Origin of the sequence: Acinetobacter sp. CE-15 (assembly GCF_051059255.1) — a bacterium.
Lineage (GTDB): Bacteria > Pseudomonadota > Gammaproteobacteria > Pseudomonadales > Moraxellaceae > Acinetobacter > Acinetobacter guillouiae.
On sequence record NZ_CP192737.1, the window covers coordinates 3,466,440 to 3,486,066 of the forward strand.

The 19,627-nt window shown below is 36.2% G+C and carries 11 protein-coding genes and 1 pseudogene; 7 read left to right on the top strand and 5 right to left on the bottom strand.

Translation table 11 applies throughout. The features are described 5' to 3' along the window. Nucleotides 1-228: 228 nt before the first annotated feature. Nucleotides 229-1,197, bottom strand: coding sequence for an acetoacetate decarboxylase (locus tag ACQ7EO_RS15910; RefSeq protein ID WP_434279627.1), 969 nt, complete (start codon nucleotides 1,195-1,197; stop codon nucleotides 229-231). A gap of 468 nt (nucleotides 1,198-1,665) precedes the next feature. Between ACQ7EO_RS15910 and ACQ7EO_RS15915 the strand changes: the two genes are divergently transcribed. The 7 genes and pseudogenes from ACQ7EO_RS15915 to ACQ7EO_RS15945 all read left to right on the top strand — a co-directional run bounded on the left by ACQ7EO_RS15915 (nucleotide 1,666) and on the right by ACQ7EO_RS15945 (nucleotide 13,353). After that, complete coding sequence (locus tag ACQ7EO_RS15915; RefSeq protein WP_434277987.1) at nucleotides 1,666-2,499, top strand: type 1 glutamine amidotransferase domain-containing protein; 834 nt, start codon at nucleotides 1,666-1,668, stop codon at nucleotides 2,497-2,499. Between the two features lie 869 nt (nucleotides 2,500-3,368). Continuing rightward, entirely contained in the window at nucleotides 3,369-4,037 is a 669-nt protein-coding gene (locus ACQ7EO_RS15920) for a response regulator transcription factor (protein WP_434277988.1), read from the top strand. Between the two features lie 243 nt (nucleotides 4,038-4,280). Beyond that, on the top strand, nucleotides 4,281-5,456 hold the full coding sequence (locus ACQ7EO_RS15925; protein WP_434277990.1) for a carbohydrate porin: 1,176 nt from the start codon (nucleotides 4,281-4,283) through the stop codon (nucleotides 5,454-5,456). Nucleotides 5,457-5,467: 11 nt separating this feature from the next. Continuing rightward, entirely contained in the window at nucleotides 5,468-6,757 is a 1,290-nt protein-coding gene (locus ACQ7EO_RS15930; RefSeq protein ID WP_434277992.1) for a serine hydrolase, read from the top strand. 477 nt (nucleotides 6,758-7,234) lie between these two features. Next, nucleotides 7,235-9,463 (top strand): Ig-like domain-containing protein, encoded by a 2,229-nt coding sequence (locus ACQ7EO_RS15935; RefSeq protein WP_434277993.1) that lies wholly within the window; start codon nucleotides 7,235-7,237, stop codon nucleotides 9,461-9,463. Between the two features lie 86 nt (nucleotides 9,464-9,549). After that, a complete protein-coding gene (locus tag ACQ7EO_RS15940) occupies nucleotides 9,550-11,700 on the top strand; it encodes a TonB-dependent receptor plug domain-containing protein (protein WP_434277994.1) in 2,151 nt (716 codons plus the stop codon). 343 nt (nucleotides 11,701-12,043) lie between these two features. Further along, a pseudogene (locus ACQ7EO_RS15945) lies at nucleotides 12,044-13,353 on the top strand (tyrosine-type recombinase/integrase). Nucleotides 13,354-13,842: 489 nt separating this feature from the next. Here ACQ7EO_RS15945 and ACQ7EO_RS15950 read toward each other — a convergent pair. The 4 genes from ACQ7EO_RS15950 to ACQ7EO_RS15965 form a co-directional block, all read right to left on the bottom strand. Next, the gene (locus tag ACQ7EO_RS15950) at nucleotides 13,843-14,241 is read right to left on the bottom strand and encodes a hypothetical protein (protein WP_434277995.1); all 399 of its coding nucleotides are present in this window, start codon (nucleotides 14,239-14,241) and stop codon (nucleotides 13,843-13,845) included. A gap of 124 nt (nucleotides 14,242-14,365) precedes the next feature. After that, a complete protein-coding gene (locus ACQ7EO_RS15955; protein WP_434277997.1) occupies nucleotides 14,366-14,788 on the bottom strand; it encodes a hypothetical protein in 423 nt (140 codons plus the stop codon). Between the two features lie 234 nt (nucleotides 14,789-15,022). Then, entirely contained in the window at nucleotides 15,023-15,424 is a 402-nt protein-coding gene (locus tag ACQ7EO_RS15960) for a hypothetical protein (RefSeq protein WP_434277999.1), read from the bottom strand. Then, nucleotides 15,421-19,536: an RHS repeat-associated core domain-containing protein gene (locus tag ACQ7EO_RS15965; protein WP_434278000.1), complete on the bottom strand. Its 4,116-nt coding sequence runs from the start codon at nucleotides 19,534-19,536 to the stop codon at nucleotides 15,421-15,423. The genes ACQ7EO_RS15960 and ACQ7EO_RS15965 overlap by 4 nt, the downstream gene beginning before the upstream one ends. Between the last annotated feature and the right edge of the window lie 91 nt (nucleotides 19,537-19,627).

Consider the following 19,627-nt stretch of genomic DNA (forward strand, 5'->3'; position numbering starts at 1 on the left):
CATAAACTCCACAGATGAAATTAAAATTCTTCAGGATTAACGATCCTCTATTAAGGAAGTATTATTTTTTCATCATGATTAATTTATAGGGATTTTGCTTGTGCTTTTAACTCAATTAAAGACAACGACAAACTGAATAAAGATCATAAGTTTAACGAAAAAGAACAAGAAATTGATATTTTCGCTATGAAAAAAACGTGATGTAAAATCATCACGCTTTATTTTTATTTATTTATTCCATTCAGCAATCGGTGTTGGCATATGTAATGCCAACTGAGCATCTTTGATCACATCCATTCGTAAGATTTTTTTAGCACCGAGTTGATCCAATAATTGACTGACTGGGCCACCATAACGATTTAACTCAACATGTTTTGGAAATAACTTTTGAGCAAAATTTTGGTTATTTGCCTGAACGTATGAACGATACCAAATACCATCAACCTGATTCAGCATGGTTTTCTTTTCTTGCTGTGATTGATTTTTTACAGTTTTAAGTTTTGGTGTTGGCGCAGATAGGCTGATGTCGAGATTGCCTTGAGTATCATACAAATGCGCTTGGACCTGATCAGCTATTTTTAAATCAATTGCAGTGAGCCACTTGGGTAAATCATAACCATAAACACCACGTACACGTGCAATTTCAGTATCGACAGGTAGTGCAAGAACATAACCATAATAATCGCGCGCACGTGCAGATTTGATTAACTCTAAAATATTGGCGCCTTTTGCATGAGGACGGCGAACCACAACAGCAACAGATACTTCATCATAAGGATCGTTATCACAGACATCATAGGCAAAAAAAGTAAGTGAGACCAATCCATAGCCAGGTATTGGGCTTAAGGGTTCAACTTTAGCAGGCAACTTTGCTGTTAACTTATCTAATGGTGCAAGCATCAACAGTTGAACATTGCTGGTTTTATAATAATAGTTTGGCGACCACACTTGGCCTATACGTGTTTCAACCAGTTGCTTAGGAATCTTTCTAAAGAAATCTATATTGCCAATACCAGATTCCTTTGCAACCTCTTCTAAATTTGGTTGCATATGGAATCGGTCATAAAAACCACCTTTAGGAACCAGTACCTTATGCGGTCCAAATTCGACCTCTACAAACGCTTTTGCATTTGGATATTGAGTGGTTGGTTGCTTTGCATTAACTCGATTGGTCATTACAGTATTTATATTTTGCATCGCTGTATTCTCTTGTGAATGTGAGATGTTACTGAGCTGATTGTTAGGTGTAAGATCATTTACTGCAAAAGCAGAATGTACGAATGCAAAACTCATAAAAAAGCGTTTGCGTTGTTCGATTTAAATTAAAAAAATTCAACATCGCTTTCACTCTAATTCAGCATTGAGTTCATGCTATGTTTAAAGTGGACTTTAAGGTCAATAGGGTTTATTTGTTTTTTAATTCAATTTGAATTGTGATTAAAATTCATGCACAAAAAACCGCAGCTCAAATTTAAAATGATGAATATATATTTGATCGCACTTGCAAAAGATCAAATTAAAGCAAATGCTGAATGACGCCCAGAGTCAGCACTTTATGGGTAAAATGCCATTCATCTAAAATAGATAGAAGATTAAAAAACAGGCTTGACCTTAAAGCTTACTTTAACCTTATACTCACCATGAAACAACTCACAGGAAATCATGATGACAAATACTTGGGTTATTAAGCATCGTATAATTCAACAGTTATTGGTTGTTTTAGCAGCATTATTTTCAGTGCCTTTTACATCTGCGAATGATAACAGCAGTTCAAAATCAATTTCGAACCCATCTTCGTCAGGATCTAAAGGAAAAATATTGGTTGTGATGACCAATCATGACAAATACCCTTCACGTAAAGATTCTACAGGGCTATGGGTAACTGAGCTCACACATTTCTATGACGTTGCGTATAAAGCGGGTTACCAAATGGATTTTATTAGCCCTAAAGGGGGTGCAGTGCCACTGGATGAGCGTAGTCAAAAATGGATCTATATGGATAAACAAGCACGCGCTTATTTAGCCGATCCTGCGTTTATGTCGCGGTTAAATAACACCTTGCAGCCAAGTGAGGTAAAAGCGTCTGACTATAAAGCAATATATTTTACTGGCGGTCATGGCGTGATGTGGGACTTTCCAAATAATCCTGAATTAACCGCACTAGCTGAACAAATTTATCGTCAAGGCGGTGTAGTATCCGCGGTATGTCATGGTGTGGCAGGTATACTTTCCCTAAAAGATGAACAAGGCAAAGCACTCATTGCAAACCGTAAAGTGACAGGATTTTCAAATCGTGAAGAATCGCTTTCAGGGATGAAAAAACAAGTGCCCTTTTTCCTTGAAAATCAGTTGAAATCAAAAGGTGCAAAATATTCTCAAGGATTTTTCCCATTTACCTCTTATGTCATTGTCGATGACCGTATTATTACAGGTCAAAATCCTCAATCACCACGTGAAGTAGGCGAAGAAGTAGTCAAAAAATTAGTGACTATACCATAATTTAAATTAGCTAGATTGGACATATTTTGTGAGTTAAGGCTTGCAAAATATAACCTCATATTAAAACACTCATGTGATGCCTTCAAAATATCGCCAATGTTGAATACCAGTATTCCAGTCTATCCCCCTCACTTGCGGAGATATCTTTAGGTAAATTAAATAAACTGGATTAGATGATCTTCAACACACAGTTTCGGTGGTCTGCCTATTCATAGAAATTTTCATCTGCTGTTGTTCAACCATTAAAGCAAATATTGAACGAGAGATGCCCTGTAGAACGATTGAACTAAAAATCAGAGCACATTTTTGAGTCATGATATCCATATACCGATTTTGTTTGAAAATCTTAATTTTCACAAGATTAATATAATATAAATCAAAAAGATATAAATTTATTAGTTTATAAAAAAAAGCTTAATGATTGATTTTAATGTTGACATTTTAATCAACTTAAAGAAAAATCATGATTCGTAAAAAAATATTATTTCTTTATTTTATATTTTTATTCAAAAATAGGTTCTCGCCTTTACGGCTGATTGTTTTATGTCGAATTTGGTTGTTAGAAAATGTCAGGGCTTTGATTTTCATTTGCATTAGATGAATTATTACAATTTACCAAGAAACAAAGCATACATTTTATAAAATAACTAAAGAAACATGCCGTTGTATAAGCTGGCATAACAGCGTAGGCCATGAGCTTTAAAACTCAAATGCATCGTTCAGTACTGAATGGAAATCTTAATTTTTGATGCATTTAAACTCAATCAATTGCTCATAGCCTTCGGGAGGAAAGTTCTATTTGACATAAGCTAAACAGGAGTATTTAGGCTTAGGTAGATTTTTGCCTATTATTTTTCAAGGATGGAAAAATGAATTTTCTGGCATGGTCATCATTTGTCGATAATTTTACATCTTCACTGGTGAGCACAGTTACTATTGATGCATGTTTTTCTTATCGCGTAGATCATAATTTAATGACTTCCGAGCACTATTTCCAAAATATTAGCCGTCACGTTGTTGATTATTATCTAAAAGAAATACAAGAACATGACCCATTATTTATTGGCAAAAACATTCTAAATGAAAAGAATATGCTGGTCTTGTCCCAGCAATCTATTTCTGAACAATATTATGCTTTTATGCAAAGTCACCATGTCGGTGACAATGTGGAATTATATTTTAAACTCAATAATATACCCATTAGAGGTATTAGTTTAATTCGCCATAAAGAAAAAGGACGTTTTACCAAAGAAGAATTAGATTTACTCCAAAGTTATCACAACTTTACCAATCATTACTTAAAACAAGAGCTAACAAAAGACACGCCCCAAAATAGATTTCCTCTTGATTTACATCACATGACCAAAAAAGAACAAGAAATTATTAAACTCATTTGCGCTGGTAAAAATAACGAGCAAATAGCACAAATGCTGTTCATAAGTATGTCGACTGTTAAAACACATATTCAGCACATTTTTCAAAAAATTGGGGTGAATAGCAAACATCAGCTTGTTACCAAACTCTTTGCGATTGCTTAACGAACAACTAAACACTGCTGTTTAAAAATCATCCTCTAGGATGATTTTTTTTTAGCCATTCTTATCTAATGTATCACTACCTATACACATGTATGTTGATCATTCAATAACAGGCATTAAACGTCTTTAACTAGACGCCAAGTCTAAAATTAAATGAGCGTGAATATTTACATCAACAACAATAATTTAATCAGTAGTTTAGCTGATTTCCTCAAGGACTTTAATTTATTATGGATGATAATTATGAAATTAATTCAACGTACCAACTCCTGCTTAGGGGGAGTAATCGTATTTTTTTCAACCATGCTGTTACCCCCCCATACTCTCGGCAACGAGCAGATTCAGGTTTCAGCAAACCTGTTTAATTTGTCAATGTATAGTCAAGAAAGTAGTATCGATGATCACTTTACCAATTCCGCAGCACTTATATTAGGAACTGACATTCAGCTTGATACCCAATCAAATGACTTAGGTGTATTAAAAGCACAATATATATTTAATGGGTTAAATAACGATGCTCAACTCAATACATCAACGAATTGGTTCGGCGGAGTCGGGAGTTACATTGGAGGTGCTATTTCCCCAAATGACATCGCCTCATCTCAATTAAGCCTGTTAACTTGGGACAAAAAATGGGATGAAGATAAAATCTATACAGCTATTGGCCGAACCAATCTACGACGTTACTTTCTTTATAATAATTGTCAAAATCTGATGATATGCACAGACCCTATTAAAATTGCTATGGGCTCACCACCTTTCACTTATGGCTATTGGGGAGGTTATCTAAAATATAATTTATCAGACCAACTTTATTTTCACACTGGTGTGTTTGAAGTCAATATAAATGACTATCTCGAAAAGAAAAAAGGACTCGACTTTTCTTTTAATGATCAATTAGGTTATACCCAAGTTTATGGGGTCGGATACAAGGATAAACAAAACAAGGCCGAAGTATTTTATTTTTATAACAACTCTGAATATACAAATGCATTCACCAAAGAAAAATATCGTAATACTGACGGTTTTAATTTTAGATTTAATTATGATTTTAAAAAAAATAATATCCCCGAATTTTATGGTGCAGTGTCTTATATTACTGAGAAAAATCAGCCTTATAAAAACTATTGGGAGCTAGGATTTAATTATAAGCTCAACGCACCTGGTAATCATGTCGGTATGAAAGTTGGTCAGACCGAGCTAAACAATGATTTTTTTCAGCTGACTCAGCAATTAAATGGCAATCAAAACAGAAAAACATCATTTTTATCTTTTGATGGCGCGGTTAAATATAAACAACTGACTTTAAGACCATTTGTTCAATATATCTGGAATCCTGATAATTATTACCGCTCTAACCAAGGAAGTTTTGATAGCAATATCATCGTTGGATTATTCACTCAATTGAAAATTCATTAAGGAGTACGATCATGAAATTATCTAAAATAACGCTTTTTTTAGGTAGTATTATCATGAGTAGTTTGGCTTTTGCAGAATACTCATGCCAAGAACTAGGGCTAATTGACTGTCCAAATCAAGTAGATAAACAGCTACCAGACCCCCATGATATGTTGACTTGGACACCCGAGCAGCGTGTTATTGGATTTAGAAATACATACCGAAGCTATGACGGTAGCGCATTTCACCCAGATAAAAATAATATTTTAAAACTTAATAAATATGAAAAACCGATTACCAATAAAAAAATCACATATTCCATCGGGAGTAAAAAATTCCATCTAAACGATTATTTAAAAAGGCAGGTTGTAGTTGGTTTGATTATTTTAAAAGATGGGAAAATCGCCTATGAATATTATAAAAGCGACAATGATGCGACAACCTTATGGACTTCTAGATCCATCGCAAAATCAATTGTTGCAACTTTAGTTGGTATTGCGATTAAACAAGGTAAAATTCATTCTTTAGAAGATCCAATAATTCAATACCTTCCTGATTTAAAAGGGACTGCTTGGGAAAAAGTCACATTAAGACAACTTATGCAACACACCTCTGGCGTTGAATGGGACGAAAATTACAAAGACCCTCAGTCTGACTTTGCAAAAATGACCTATTGTGAAGTTGAAAAAGATCCAAATACTTGTGTTTATGAAAATATTAAAAAAGTAAAAACTAAATATGAGCCTGGCACAGTATGGTCATATAACACTGGAGGTGCATTTCTTGTCGGAAAAGTATTAGAAGCTGCGACTCATGAGAATATTGCTGCATACCTAGAAAAAAATGTCTGGAAAAAAGTAGGCATGGAAAAAAATGGTATTTGGCAATCGTATAAGCGTAATGTCATTGACATGGGGGGACATGGTTTTAATGCCACGCTACGTGATTATGCACGGCTCGGTGTATTTATTAGCAATGAAGGCCGCCTCTCGAATGGTGAAAAATTACTACCAGATGGCTGGACCAAAGAAGCCACAAACTGGACCAAGGCAAAAGGTTCGGTTTCTAACGATTATCCAAACGGACAATACGGGTTTCAATGGTGGAGTTCACATGCAAAAAGCGGCGCTCCTCTGACCACAAAAAATGCAGATGCAACCTTGTGGGGATTTGGCATTTTTGGTCAGATGATGGCGATTAATCCAAAAGATAATATTGTGATGATTCAATGGAGTACATGGGATACGGCTATTCCATCGGAACCGATTATCAATGAGAAAAGCTTATTTTTTAATGCTGTCACTAATTATCTAACACGCTAATATAAAAAAGCCATTACTGAATGTTCATAATGGCTTTTTAAGTAAACACTGTGAAAAATTAGAAATCCTCCAGCAAAATACAAATAAAACATAACCACCCGTATTAACCAAACTAAAATAATGAGCACGCTAAGCGAATCGTTTCCAAAACGCGATGTTGGACAAGAATAACCATCACTCTAAGAACTCTCTGCACCGAGTGTAGCAACCATCAAAATGCATTAAGCAAGCCTTAAACCTGATTAAATTTGAGACATCTCATTTTTAAAATGGGCGTTATTTTAATTAAATCAATAGACATTTCATCAATTCACAATAAATATCAACATGCTAAACAGAAATATTGTGTTGACTCAGTTTTTGTATTAGATTAGTATTTTTAATGTAAATAATTATCATTATCATATAGCCAACAAAGCATTGCCCTTTCTAGCCACGATGATTGTCCAGTTTTTTTATCAAGCAAAGGATAAAGCAATGTTGTTATCTAAAATGAAAATAGGTCATAAAACGCTGATTGCGAGTTCAATCTGTACCATTCTTGCGGGTTGTGGTGGCGGTGGTAGTAGTGGTGGTGGAGACAGCAAACCGAGCAATACTGCGCCCACAATTGATGCAATCAGCCCATTGACCATACAAACCCTAGACAGTAAAAAAATTAGCGTAACGGCGAAAGATGCTGAGAACAACGCGCTCACCTATAGCATCAAAACTGCGCCAAAATTAGGCACTGCCAGCATTGACAGTAAAACAGGTGTGATTACTTATATTGCAGGCAATGTGGTTGGCGCAGATACACTTGTGGTGAGTGTCAGTGATGGTTCACTGAGCACAGATCTGAGCATTACGATTAATACCCAAGTTGAGTCGGTGTTTGATTATCAATTCTACAAAGTCGCCAACCCTGAAACAGGTAATTCTCAAATTGTTCGTTATGACCCTAACAACGGCAAACAGGAGTATTACAGCAGTATCAGCAATGTGATTTTAGGCAATCGTGTCTTTGTAATGAGTGCTGCAAAAGATGGCGATAAGACGGTTTATAAAAAACGAGAATATGCGATTTTCCTTGACCCAAATGCATCTAAAGAAACGCGTAATTACACACCAGCTGGAGCAACAACAGCAACTGAATATACATTCTATACCGACAATATTCTAAAACGATTTGATGCAAGTAATCCAAACAGTCAAGCCACCATTTTTAGTAGTGCAGCATTACCAGCAGCATTAACAGCCGCAGGAATGAAAGTGATTGGCGATACACAAACCATGTATCTCAATGAAACAGATATTGATAATTCTTATGTGCAATTGCGTACTTTTGCCAAACTACCCGATATTTTTAGAGGCGAACTGTCTGACAATATTAAAAATGCCTATATCACTGTGCGTTTATCAGATGGCAAAGTGACACAGGGTCGAACCATTAAACAGGTTGTCAATAACACGACTGGTAAAACTGATTCAGTATTGGTCAACTACAGTGCTGCCTATGTCAAAGGAAGCTACCCAACTGCAAGTAATGAAGCTGCACGTTTACAAAGCTGTACCGTTGATTTGGTCACCTGTACTGATATTGGTGGAGGAACAGGTCAATACTACTTCTTAGCGCAAAATGATAGCCATATTTATCTGGCAAAAGAAGGGGTAAAAACACTTTATGCTTATGATAAAACAGCAAAAACCTTAGCGAATGTAACAGGTGCAGAATATCCTGCAAATTATAATCCCGAACATCATCAACTTAAATTTGGTGGTGGACATGGTGGTGCGGGTATCTTTAGTAATTTCTTTAACATGCCAAATGTAGTCGATAATTTGGCAGAAGGTAATACTGGTTATTTATTGATTAATTATAACCTTGATACACAAAATGCAGCGATCACCCATACAATATTTGGCAACGCCTATGTCTTTAAAAATGCCGAAATTCTGAAATTGACAGGCACCAGCGCAAGCAAAATTTATGATAATGGCACTGGTACGGATTTAGCCAATAATTCAAGCAATGTGGCTTTGTCATATAACCTCAACCTTACTGCGGTCAAAAATGGTTATTTATTTGTCGAAGCGGCCAAGTTATCTAAAGACAAGATGAACCTTAACTATCAACAAGGCTGGTTAAATACAGCAACCACAACCACAAAAACAGCGTTGGATAATGCCGTCATTGATCAGGATATTCCATACTTTACTTCAATGCGGGTACCTGCGGTGGCAGTCGGTGATTATGTCTATGTCAATGAGACCAATCCAACTGCAGCAGCAACCCGTGTTTATAACGTTTATAAATTACCACTCAATGCGCCAACAGCCAGCAAAACCAGCGTCACCCCAACGATTGGCCGTATGTACTTTGAACGCACTGCATTCCGTGCCAATGGTGTTTATGAAGGTAATGTATTGTTATGGAACAAACGTGCCAATCAGGCAACGGATACAGATGACACAGTCGGTAGTATTGTCAATGCCACCACGGGCAAACTCATGGGTAACATCAAGGATTTAGAGGGTGGAGGTGGAATTACCAATGTCACTGCCGACGCTTCAGGTAATGCCACTTTGGCTGGGATTGGTGGTCTATTTGGCTTGCATATGACAGGTACTCATACTGGTGTTCCTTTACTGACCAGTGGCTTCTCGGAAAATGAAAAATCATTGAAAAGAGTCAATCAAATTAATGGTTCTTGGATCACTGACTAGGCCATACATACTCATTCAATCGGGTTACTGTTTCCATTCTTAAGATGGGGCAGCAACCCTGCGTTTATTTTGACTGGATTTCTGTCATGAACACACCTCCCTTTCTCCCACGATATCTATTATTGGCCCTGTGTATTGCTGGTGGATACTCTCCTTTCTATCATCTCTATGCAGCAGAAAATAAGAAAGATACCGACATAAATGATGAACACCCCACTAAACTGCCTGTCATTGAAGTCACAGCAGAAAAAGTCCTCAAGGCAGAGCGACAAAATCAACAAGAAATGTTTAACAAACCCTATTCCAAACAGATCATCAGTCAGGAAAAAATTCAACAGGAAGGCTTAGCCGATGTCAAAGAAGCGATTCGGGATATTCCTGGTGTTTCCATTACCGAAACTGGGGCTTTCGGTAAAAATGTAAAAATTCGCGGTCTGACTGGGCAACGCGTGGTCAGTGTTGTTGATGGCATCAAAATCGCCAATCAAGGTTTAGACCATTCAGGTTCTGGTGAAATCAATCAGGTGGATATTAACAACGTTGAAATGATTGAAGTGGTAAAAGGTAGTCCTGCGGTGATTTACGACCCGGGTGCATCAGGTGGCGTCATTATCGTCAAGACCAAACCTGTACAAATGAGTCAAGGCATCGGGGTCAGTCAAAAATTCGCTTATGATGAGGGTTATGACAAAACCAGTTCCACCACCAGTCTAAACGCAGGCATGGATAATTTTGGTGCAAAGGTCACTTATACCAAAGAATCGTCCAATGACTATCGGGTCCGTGGTGATGCTGATAAAAAATATGCGATTAGTAAAACCAATGCATTAAATGCAGTGAATAGCACAGTAACCGTAAAAGATTTGGGTTATGACGCCGAATCACTGAGTGCCAAATTATCAGGAAAATTTGCTACAGATAGCCAAATTGATCTCGATTATGACCAATGGATCGGCAAAGATATTGCATCAGCACATGGGAATACCATGCAAGATGCAATGGTGATGCTGTTGGCACGCAAAGAGCGTGAATCAAAATCCATCACTTATCGTAAAGACAATCTGGGTATTTTTAATAACTTCTCATTTAAATATAACAAACAATCCTTATTAGAACGCCAACAAGAAGGTGGTTATACCGAAACATTAGACAGTGATAATTTTAATGCCAATCTATTTTTAAACTGGCATCAATTACAAGCCAGTTTTGGTCTGGAAGCTGTTTTAGATAAAGCCGTCACTGCTGTGTATTCTGAACAAGATTATTATGCAGGTTTTACCAATTTAGAATATGACTTCGGCACATGGACAGGTTTTGCAGGAGTACGCGCCAATTATTGGGCAACCCGACAAAAATTACTGCCAGGTGCAAATGCTGAACTTGCCTCGCAACTCATCGGTATTTCGGGAATTACCCCTGAAAAAACCATATTCGAGCCAACATGGGCGCTAGGAGCACAATATCACCTCACCGATACTCAGAATATTTCTGCCAACATCAGCCGTACTTTCCGCGCACCTGATTTGTATGAACGCTATACGTTTGGAGGCTTTTTGGGTGGAGGTTTAGCTTTACAACCGGAAGAAGGCTACCATGCCGAAGTGGCTTGGAAATACCTCAATGATCATTGGGCGTTAAATACCAGTGTGTTTTATAGCGACTTTGACCAATATATTTGGACAAAAACCAATCGTAGAGTTATTGATCGGGCTGGTTTGGAAAGTTGTATTCGTATCGGTAAATGCAATATAGCGACAGGCGATTTTAATGATCGTGAATCTGACTTTTTCCAAGACACCACCCGATATTATAATGCCGACCAAGTCAATAATTGGGGTATGGAATTCAGTGCCAATTATATGGATGAAGTGCATGATTTTGGTATTTCAGGTAGTTTTAATAAAATTGATTCTGAAGATGTTTTTGTGCAAGCTGCGGCACATCCAATTGATATTAACAGCCATTATAAATATACCTTTAGCCAATTTCCGTTACAGCCATGGGTGAAAGGCAAAATTCAGACCGTATTTAATGAACCTCAAGTCATACAAAAAGGCGGCTTTGATTCTTATACCATCGGTAGCCTGTATGCGGGTTTTAATCATAAATATGTCAATTTAAGTGCAGGGATCCGTAACCTCGGTAATACCACCTATAGGGCTGCGTATAGTGGTTTAAATGGTCTGGAACGTACTTATTTTATCAATGCTGAATTTAAATGGAATAATTATAAATGAATCTAAATTTTTGGGTTGTTGCCCTCGCCTGTGAAAAGAGACCAACATGATGATCATCTACATCAATCTGATCTGTTCTATTTCAATCCAAAATTTATATAGAGTATGTGGGACAAAATCAAAGCAAAAAAAAGACCCTTAAAAATTTAAGGGTCTTTTAAATATTTGGCGGAAGCGGTGTCCGTATAACACTTGTTTTATACAGTCCAATATAATCCAATATAATCCAATATAATCCAATATAATCCAATATAATCCAATATAATCCAATATAATTTTATCTTTCAATAACTTAAAATAAAACCTTTCCAACCAAGTCTTGCCTAATCCGACCATTTCCAATATTCTATGTGGGTTATTATGTGGGACAAGAACAGCCCTATGCCTAAAAAAGCAAAAAGAACTCTCTGCACTCAGTGTAGCAAAAATCAAAGAAAATGGTAGACATGCTGTAGGCGGTGTAGATGGTTTGCATCTACGTATTGTGAATGACTCTCGTTCTTGGATTTTACGTGTGGTTGTAGGTCAACGTTTTGATGAAGATGGTAAACAACGAGTCCATCGCCGTGATATTGGTTTAGGCTCATACCCTGAGGTATCCCTAGCTGAAGCAAGAACAAAAGCTCAAGAAATGAAAGCTCAAATCCGAAATGGGATTGATCCTATCCAGCAAAAAAGGATAAGCTACAGGCTTTACGTATTCAAAAGCTCCGTGATCGTACTTTCCGTGAATGTGCTCAGATTGTGATTGCTAATAAATCTCGTGAATTGAAAAATCAGAAACATATTGCTCAATGGTCAACTACATTAGAAACTTATATCTACCCTATTTTAGGTGATCGTGTGATTGGCTCAATAACTAAAGTCGATATTGCCAAAGTTTTGGAACCCATCTGGACTGAGAAAAATGAAACAGCTAAACGACTCCGTGGTCGTATTGAAACCATCTTTGATTATGCCAAAGCCATGGAATATTTTGAAGGCGATAACCCTGCGGAATGGAAAGGTAACTTAGAACCTATTCTAGGTAATTTAAAACAGATATCACGCCCTCACCCTTCTTTATCTTATGATCTGGTAGCAGAATTTGTTCAGCATCTGCGCCAGAAAGATGGTATTTCACCTAAAGCTTTAGAATTTGCAATTTTAACCGCTTGCCGTTCTGGTGAAATCTTTGGAGCAACTTGGCAAGAAATCGATTTTCAGAATAAAGTTTGGACTATTCCAAAAGAGCGGATGAAAATAGACAAAGAACATCGTGTTCCACTTTCAGAGCCAGCCATTTCATTACTTGAATCAATTCAGGCCGATACTCAACCTCAAAGCTATATTTTCCCTGCACCTCGTGGTAGTGGCATGCTTTCAGATATGTCTTTAACTGCTTTGATTAAGCGTATGCATGAACAGAAGCTAAAAGAAAATGGCTTAGGCTATATTGACCCTAAACAAAATCGAGTAATTACAACCCATGGTTTTCGATCCACATTCCGTGACTGGTCGGCAGACCAAACTGACTACCCTCGCGAAGTCTGTGAACACGTCCTTGCACATAAACTGCCTGACAAAGTTGAAGCAGCTTATTTACGTGGAGCATATTTAGAAAAGCGTAAAACGTTAATGGCTGATTGGGCTCAGTTTTGTAGCTCAAAATGAGCATAAACTGCATAAAACTAAGCCTCCAGCCCTCTGATAGCTGGAGACTTCTCAAATTCATTCCAATAATCTGCTTTAAAAGACTCACACAAAATAATTTATAGACTAGATGGAAAACAAATTTAAGTTGAAAGAATCTAGCATAAATTTAAGCTGACAGACACAATTTTCAATAAGTAACTTTCTGATATAGTTTGTGTTAGTACAGACAAGCGTATTCAAAAGGGTATTTACTTTATCTAACACATCATCATTTTTCATTTTCCTAAACTTAAATGGGCTAACATTTCTAGCAATTACGCTAAGTTTAATCGAAGAGCATTTTATTAAATCTAGTATGCTATTCCTCTATATTTAGCTTATATTTTTCTATCTCTCCATTTTTATCTTTGTATAAATCCAAAATTATTACCCCTGAGTATTTATCACCTGTTAAATGAATCGTATAGAAATCATAATCTGGACCTTCCGGAGCACCAAAATATCTACCTACTTTCCAAATTTTGTATTTCTGAATATAACCAAATTTACGTTGTAACTGATTATCTTTTTGAAAAACAGTTTCAATATATTGTTCATTTTTTGCCCATGAATGTTATTCTGGACAAAAATTGTTACACTCGATAATAAGATTATAAAAAATATTATTGCTATAATTTTTTTCATGTTATTTACTATTATTCCTTCGAAATCAGCACCATAGGAACCACCTATAGCAACTCCAAATTTCCATGTACTATTTCCAGAAACCGTCGGATCAATATTAAAGCTTAGCTTATTCACGGCGAAATACCCCACCCGTTTTTGTTTAAATCCATTACCGGTCGCAGCTGTAATAACCGTACTAGCTCTAATTGGACCTAAACCAATACCAACTAGATAAAACATCAATTAATGTATTCAAAATTTCAATAGAAAAATGAATTTAGAGATCGCTAGATTAAAGTAACACCTATGAATCACACATAAATAATTCAAAGACCATGCACATATATTGTTGTTCTTAAAAATTTCAGGGAACAATTACATGATCAATTACTTCACGATTACTTAGGATGTAGAGTACATCTCCTGGATCAATTCTCTTAGAATCAATTTTTACTTTTAAAGATTTAACACATTCGCATCCATCCCTATTTTTACCATAAAAAATCAAAGATGATTTTTTAAAAGTATTTAATGTCAAGTAAGCACTTTCATGATCAGAACATGAAAAAACATCTGTTAATGATACTAAATAAGCTTTTTCCTTATTTAACATTAAAATTTCTGGTTTAATTTTTTCATACGTATTGCATTTATTTTCTTCAGAAACAATTTTTATTCCAGATTCCAATGTAAATTGATCTTGCTGGTGTTGCCTTTTATTGCAAGCTGTAAGGCTTAGAATCACGAATAAGACTAATAATGCTTTAGACCATTTATTATTTTCCATTATTAAACTCCCTCCACTCCCCAGAACTAGAAAATTAGGAATACTATTAAATGGTCATTTATTTCCAAATTTATCAAAAGATTTTTTAGATTACTATTTAGATCTAAAATTGATAAAAAAGTATATTTTCACCACTATCCAACAAATTATAAAAAATAAAGTCGAATTTTACCGTAAAAAATATTAATTTTTAATCTAAAAATTAATATTAAAGATAATAGTATAATACACGAGCTATGAAGAGTTTTCAGTTAAGAATTTTTCTATATTTTCTTCAATTTCAATCTGTTTTTGAATTAAATTTAGAGTTTCTTTTTTCAATAAAAACTTTTTATCTTCTGGAATATATTTAATTACAACCTTATCTTCTCCAAAATAAGGATTTAGAATAAATACAACATACCCTCGATCTTGATCTGAAATTGGTAACAAAAGTAAATTTGTATCACTATCCAAAGCATTTTTTAATAAAACATAAGATTGGCTAGTATTTTGAATATTCTTATATCTTGATTCAATTGCTTGCATAACTGAATATTGATGCTTCACAGCCATCTCATTTTTAAATGCCTTATAATTACAACCATTCCCTCCTATAAGGCAGACTGTAATTATTAATATTTTTATCAATTTCATGGGTTAAACTCCAATAAGCTACTCGGAATCGATCCACCTTGAGGGATTCTAATAGCATTAGCCCCATTGCGTTGCATAATGATCTCCGTATTTCCAGGATATGGACTGACGACTGGTACTGAAATCGAGTTGATCCCGCCTTGATGCAAAGCTTTTTGAGTACGTGTTGCACATGTATCATTAAAAGCACTCCAAGGATTTTTAAATGGATCTGGAAGACTATTTGGGTCATATTTTTGCAATTCACGAATCATTTTTGCTTCCTGCTCAGGGGAAGTATTTAAAATATAGACAGTGGAAGCTCGATACCCTGCTTGATTAGAAAGATAGTTAGTAAAACTGCTTCCATAAGATGTCCGAGTACCTGAACTAAATATACCCTGTCCAGTGAATCCAATAGCGACATGTCCGAAGGGATTACCACCTGTCGCATGCCCTACCACTACAGCTGTTTTCAATCCTGTTGGATCAACATAACTAATTGGATTACTCTCGACATAAGCATAAGTATTTAAACCACCAGCTAGTCCAATTGGATCACTTTGAGTATATCTTCCTGTTGTTGGGTCATAATAGCGATTCCAGTTATACCACAAACCACTTTCTGAATCGTAATACTGCCCAGGAAACCCCAAGTTAAAAGGCCCAATACTACTTTGAATTACAGCACTATCGTAACTACTGGTATTCGCCTTCCATACTACCGCTTTATTCGTATCGGTTATAACTTCTGGGCGTTGTAAATGATCATTGTGGATGTAATACACTTGATTATTACGAATTAATCCCACTGGCTGCCCACCCAACCAAATGTAGATAGTTCCTAATCCACCATTCTGAATTGCACCCATTGGGCTTTCTGCTAATAATCGGCCATCTGGTGCATAAACATAGTTAATATTGCCATTGCTACTGACTTTCCGACTACGAAGATTAAATGCTCCATAATCATATGTAGTGGTTACACCACCTAGCTTCACTGACTTCAACCGGTTAAATGCATCATAAGTGTAGTCTTGTGTGCCACCATAACCTGATTTTTGGATTTGATTTCCCACTGCGTCATAATAGAAGTTTTTAGCCTCTGCACCTGTGATATTGAGTAATCTATTTCCAGCTCCAATCTTATATGCAGATATAGCGTTTGTATTGCCAGTCCTATTAGTCCGATTTGAATTGGTATTCACTCCCCAACTCTCAGTGTACTGCGGTGAGGCAGCACGTATCAGCTGCCCTAATGCATCATATTCAAATGAAGATGTTTTACTCGTCTCAACGCTATTACTAATCAGCGTAATCCAATTATTTGCGTTATAGTTATGTGTTAAATTTTGAATTCCCGAAGTTGTGATTCCTGTTAAACGATAATCCGTATCATAGCTAGATTGGCGTACAAGCCCATTTCCATATGTCCAGTTTTTAACCCCTCCATAGGGCTCATAACTAATATTTCTAATAATGGTTTGTATATTTGATCCTATTTTGAATTTAACAGCATTTACACGATTTAATCCGTCATATTCATAGATCGTTTTATAATCATCATTATTGCCTTGGCTTTCACCAATCAGTCGACCGCTATTGTCATAACTCAAATGTGTCGGATAGCTTATTCCTTCGATTTTTGTAATTTGAACTGATATTTTTCCATCTTTCGTATAACCATATCCTGTACCAGATGTGCCATCTGATACAGCACACAACTGACCAATACCATTAGTACAGTTATCATAATTCCATGCCAACGTCTGGTTACTACCTACTGCTTTAATCCTTCGATTCAAGGCATCATAACTATAACGGGTAACTTTGTTATCTGCGTATGTTACCGTTGCAAGATTACCAACATTGTCATAGGTATAGCTGGATAATCCCCTTGACGGACTGTTTTCAGTAAGCACCTGTCCAAAACCATTATATGTATATGTTGTTTTATTCCCTGAAGCATCGGTAACAGAAGTTAGATTTCCGAAAACATCCCAACCATACACAATATTTGAGCCATTTGAATGAGTTTCCTGAAGAGGTCGTCCCAATGCATCATAACTGTAAGTTTTGATGTGATTTAGTGAGTCTATTTGTTTTATAACATTGCCTTTTGCATCATATTCTTGACGAATGTTCTGACCATTATTGCCACGATTAGCTGTTATCCAACCCAATTGATTATGTTCATTCATCCATGAATAACGAATATTCCCACCTTCCCTATATTCTACTTTTTGTAATACGCCCAAATTGGAATAACTGTAAGTTTGCTGACTTACTGCTTGATCATTATTACTATGAGAAATACTGGCAATCGTTCCATTATCATTATAGCTAGTTATTTCTTTCAAACCATTCGATGAACTGACCTCGGTAATTCCAAAGGGCCCATACTTATAACTTGTCGAAGTAAATATAATAGGTGCGATTTCTTTTATTTCATTAATTACCCTACTACGGCTGTCATAACTATATCGTGTGGTCTGACCATTCGGCTGGATTATTGTTCCAGGATTACCAAGTCCATCATAATCACTATATGTTGTAGTTTGTCCTAGTGGATTTTTTAACTGTGTCAAATTGCCTAAAGAATCATAGTTATAAGTAAAAACCTGCCTATTACTACTAATTGTAATAGTTTTCGGAGTTCCATTGTTATGCAGACTATAATTATATTCTTGTTTACGACAATTGTTCGCATCACAGACAGTAAAGCTTCTCAGACGGTTATTCTTGTCATCATATGTATAACTCTCGGTTTTCCAAGGTTTAATTGTAGAGCCTACACCAGAAAAATATTCTACTTTGGATGGAAGCTCTGTGTCATAAGACCAAGCATATTTAATTATCAAAGCAGTACTATAATCGCCATTCCGAATACCACGGATTTCCTGAGTGACTCGTCCTGAACTATCGCGTAGATATTCTGTTTTCACACCATTCCAGTCTATACGAGAATTAATCAACCCTTTATTATCATATGTTGTCAGAGCACTCGCATTTGGACAGTTACTAACGCCACTTCGTTCAATACTGCTCAGCTTAGTCTTGTCCGTTCCTGTATAGGTATATTTACTCACTGCACCGGCTGCATTAGTAACAATAGAGTAATTCTCTCCATAACTGACTTTGTCAGTTTGCGTACCATCACTACGACCACTTTGAATAGCTCTATTCTGCGCATCATAAAGATAACTCGTAAGCCGTTTTCCATTGACTAAAATTGCAGTTAAGTAGGTCCATCTATGGCCTCCATAATCATAACTACGTGTGGAACCATCAGGATAGGTAACTCCCATAAGGTTGGAAGCTCCTGAAGTGTTTTCATAATTATAGTGGTAGTGATTTCCTGCTGGATCAGTAACTCGTGTGATATTTGACTGAAATACTGGATCTCTAGACTGGATTTCTATAGATTTTCCATTTGTATGCGTTACTTTACGTATCTGCTCAAAATCATATTCATCATAGGTAATTGTCCATCCAACACGATGTGCATTTAACTTTCTCAAAAGCTTTCCAGCAATATCGTATGCCTCTGCACCACCATCAGGGAGTAAAACTGTATAGATACCTGAACCATATAAAACCCACTTCGCATCATCTACACGTTCCTTCGTTCCATCAGGCAACAGCCTTACATAGTTTTTTTTATCATCTCTGACCAGCATATAGTCGAAATTATGCTGCCATTTTGTCTGAATCAATCTTTTATTCGAGAAATTTGCTGGCCCATTAGGCCCAGAAGCAGAATTATAATAACGAATAAATTCCAATGGCATTTCTCCGGGAGTAGTAAAGTCCACTTCCTTCTGCATTTTTGCACCATGAGCAATTTCAATAGGATTAGATGTTGTTTTACATTCTATATCTTCAGCATCTTTAAGCTCAGCATGAATTGAGCTCACCTTACCAAGTGAAGTAGGTGTTGAGTATGTTGAGTAAATCACACCAGGAGGTATTCCTCTTTCACCACCATAGGACGGCTGAAACTGTCCTGGAAAGCTACTTGATGGTTGTGTGGCAGTCACTGTAATCGTAGGTAAAGACGCAATATTTGCAACAATAGACTGACTAATCAGACTCAAACTAATTGCAATTGAGATTATTTTATTCTTACTCATGGGAAATTCTTGTCATTGATATTTTGAAATGTTATAACATAACAACTATTTTAAATTCAATCAGTACCTTTATTAAATTGATATTTATTTT

What these genes read in the sequence shown, in the direction of transcription:
- ACQ7EO_RS15930 (WP_434277992.1), top strand. Translation starts at nt 5,468, where the DNA reads ATGAAATTATCTAAAATAACGCTTTTTTTAGGTAGTATTATCATGAGT.
- ACQ7EO_RS15920 (WP_434277988.1), top strand. Translation starts at nt 3,369, where the DNA reads ATGAATTTTCTGGCATGGTCATCATTTGTCGATAATTTTACATCTTCA.
- ACQ7EO_RS15955 (WP_434277997.1), bottom strand. Translation starts at nt 14,788, where the DNA reads ATGGAAAATAATAAATGGTCTAAAGCATTATTAGTCTTATTCGTGATT.
- ACQ7EO_RS15950 (WP_434277995.1), bottom strand. Translation starts at nt 14,241, where the DNA reads ATGTTTTATCTAGTTGGTATTGGTTTAGGTCCAATTAGAGCTAGTACG.
- ACQ7EO_RS15935 (WP_434277993.1), top strand. Translation starts at nt 7,235, where the DNA reads ATGTTGTTATCTAAAATGAAAATAGGTCATAAAACGCTGATTGCGAGT.
- ACQ7EO_RS15910 (WP_434279627.1), bottom strand. Translation starts at nt 1,197, where the DNA reads ATGCAAAATATAAATACTGTAATGACCAATCGAGTTAATGCAAAGCAA.
- ACQ7EO_RS15960 (WP_434277999.1), bottom strand. Translation starts at nt 15,424, where the DNA reads ATGAAATTGATAAAAATATTAATAATTACAGTCTGCCTTATAGGAGGG.
- ACQ7EO_RS15965 (WP_434278000.1), bottom strand. Translation starts at nt 19,536, where the DNA reads ATGAGTAAGAATAAAATAATCTCAATTGCAATTAGTTTGAGTCTGATT.
- ACQ7EO_RS15940 (WP_434277994.1), top strand. Translation starts at nt 9,550, where the DNA reads ATGAACACACCTCCCTTTCTCCCACGATATCTATTATTGGCCCTGTGT.
- ACQ7EO_RS15925 (WP_434277990.1), top strand. Translation starts at nt 4,281, where the DNA reads ATGAAATTAATTCAACGTACCAACTCCTGCTTAGGGGGAGTAATCGTA.
- ACQ7EO_RS15915 (WP_434277987.1), top strand. Translation starts at nt 1,666, where the DNA reads ATGACAAATACTTGGGTTATTAAGCATCGTATAATTCAACAGTTATTG.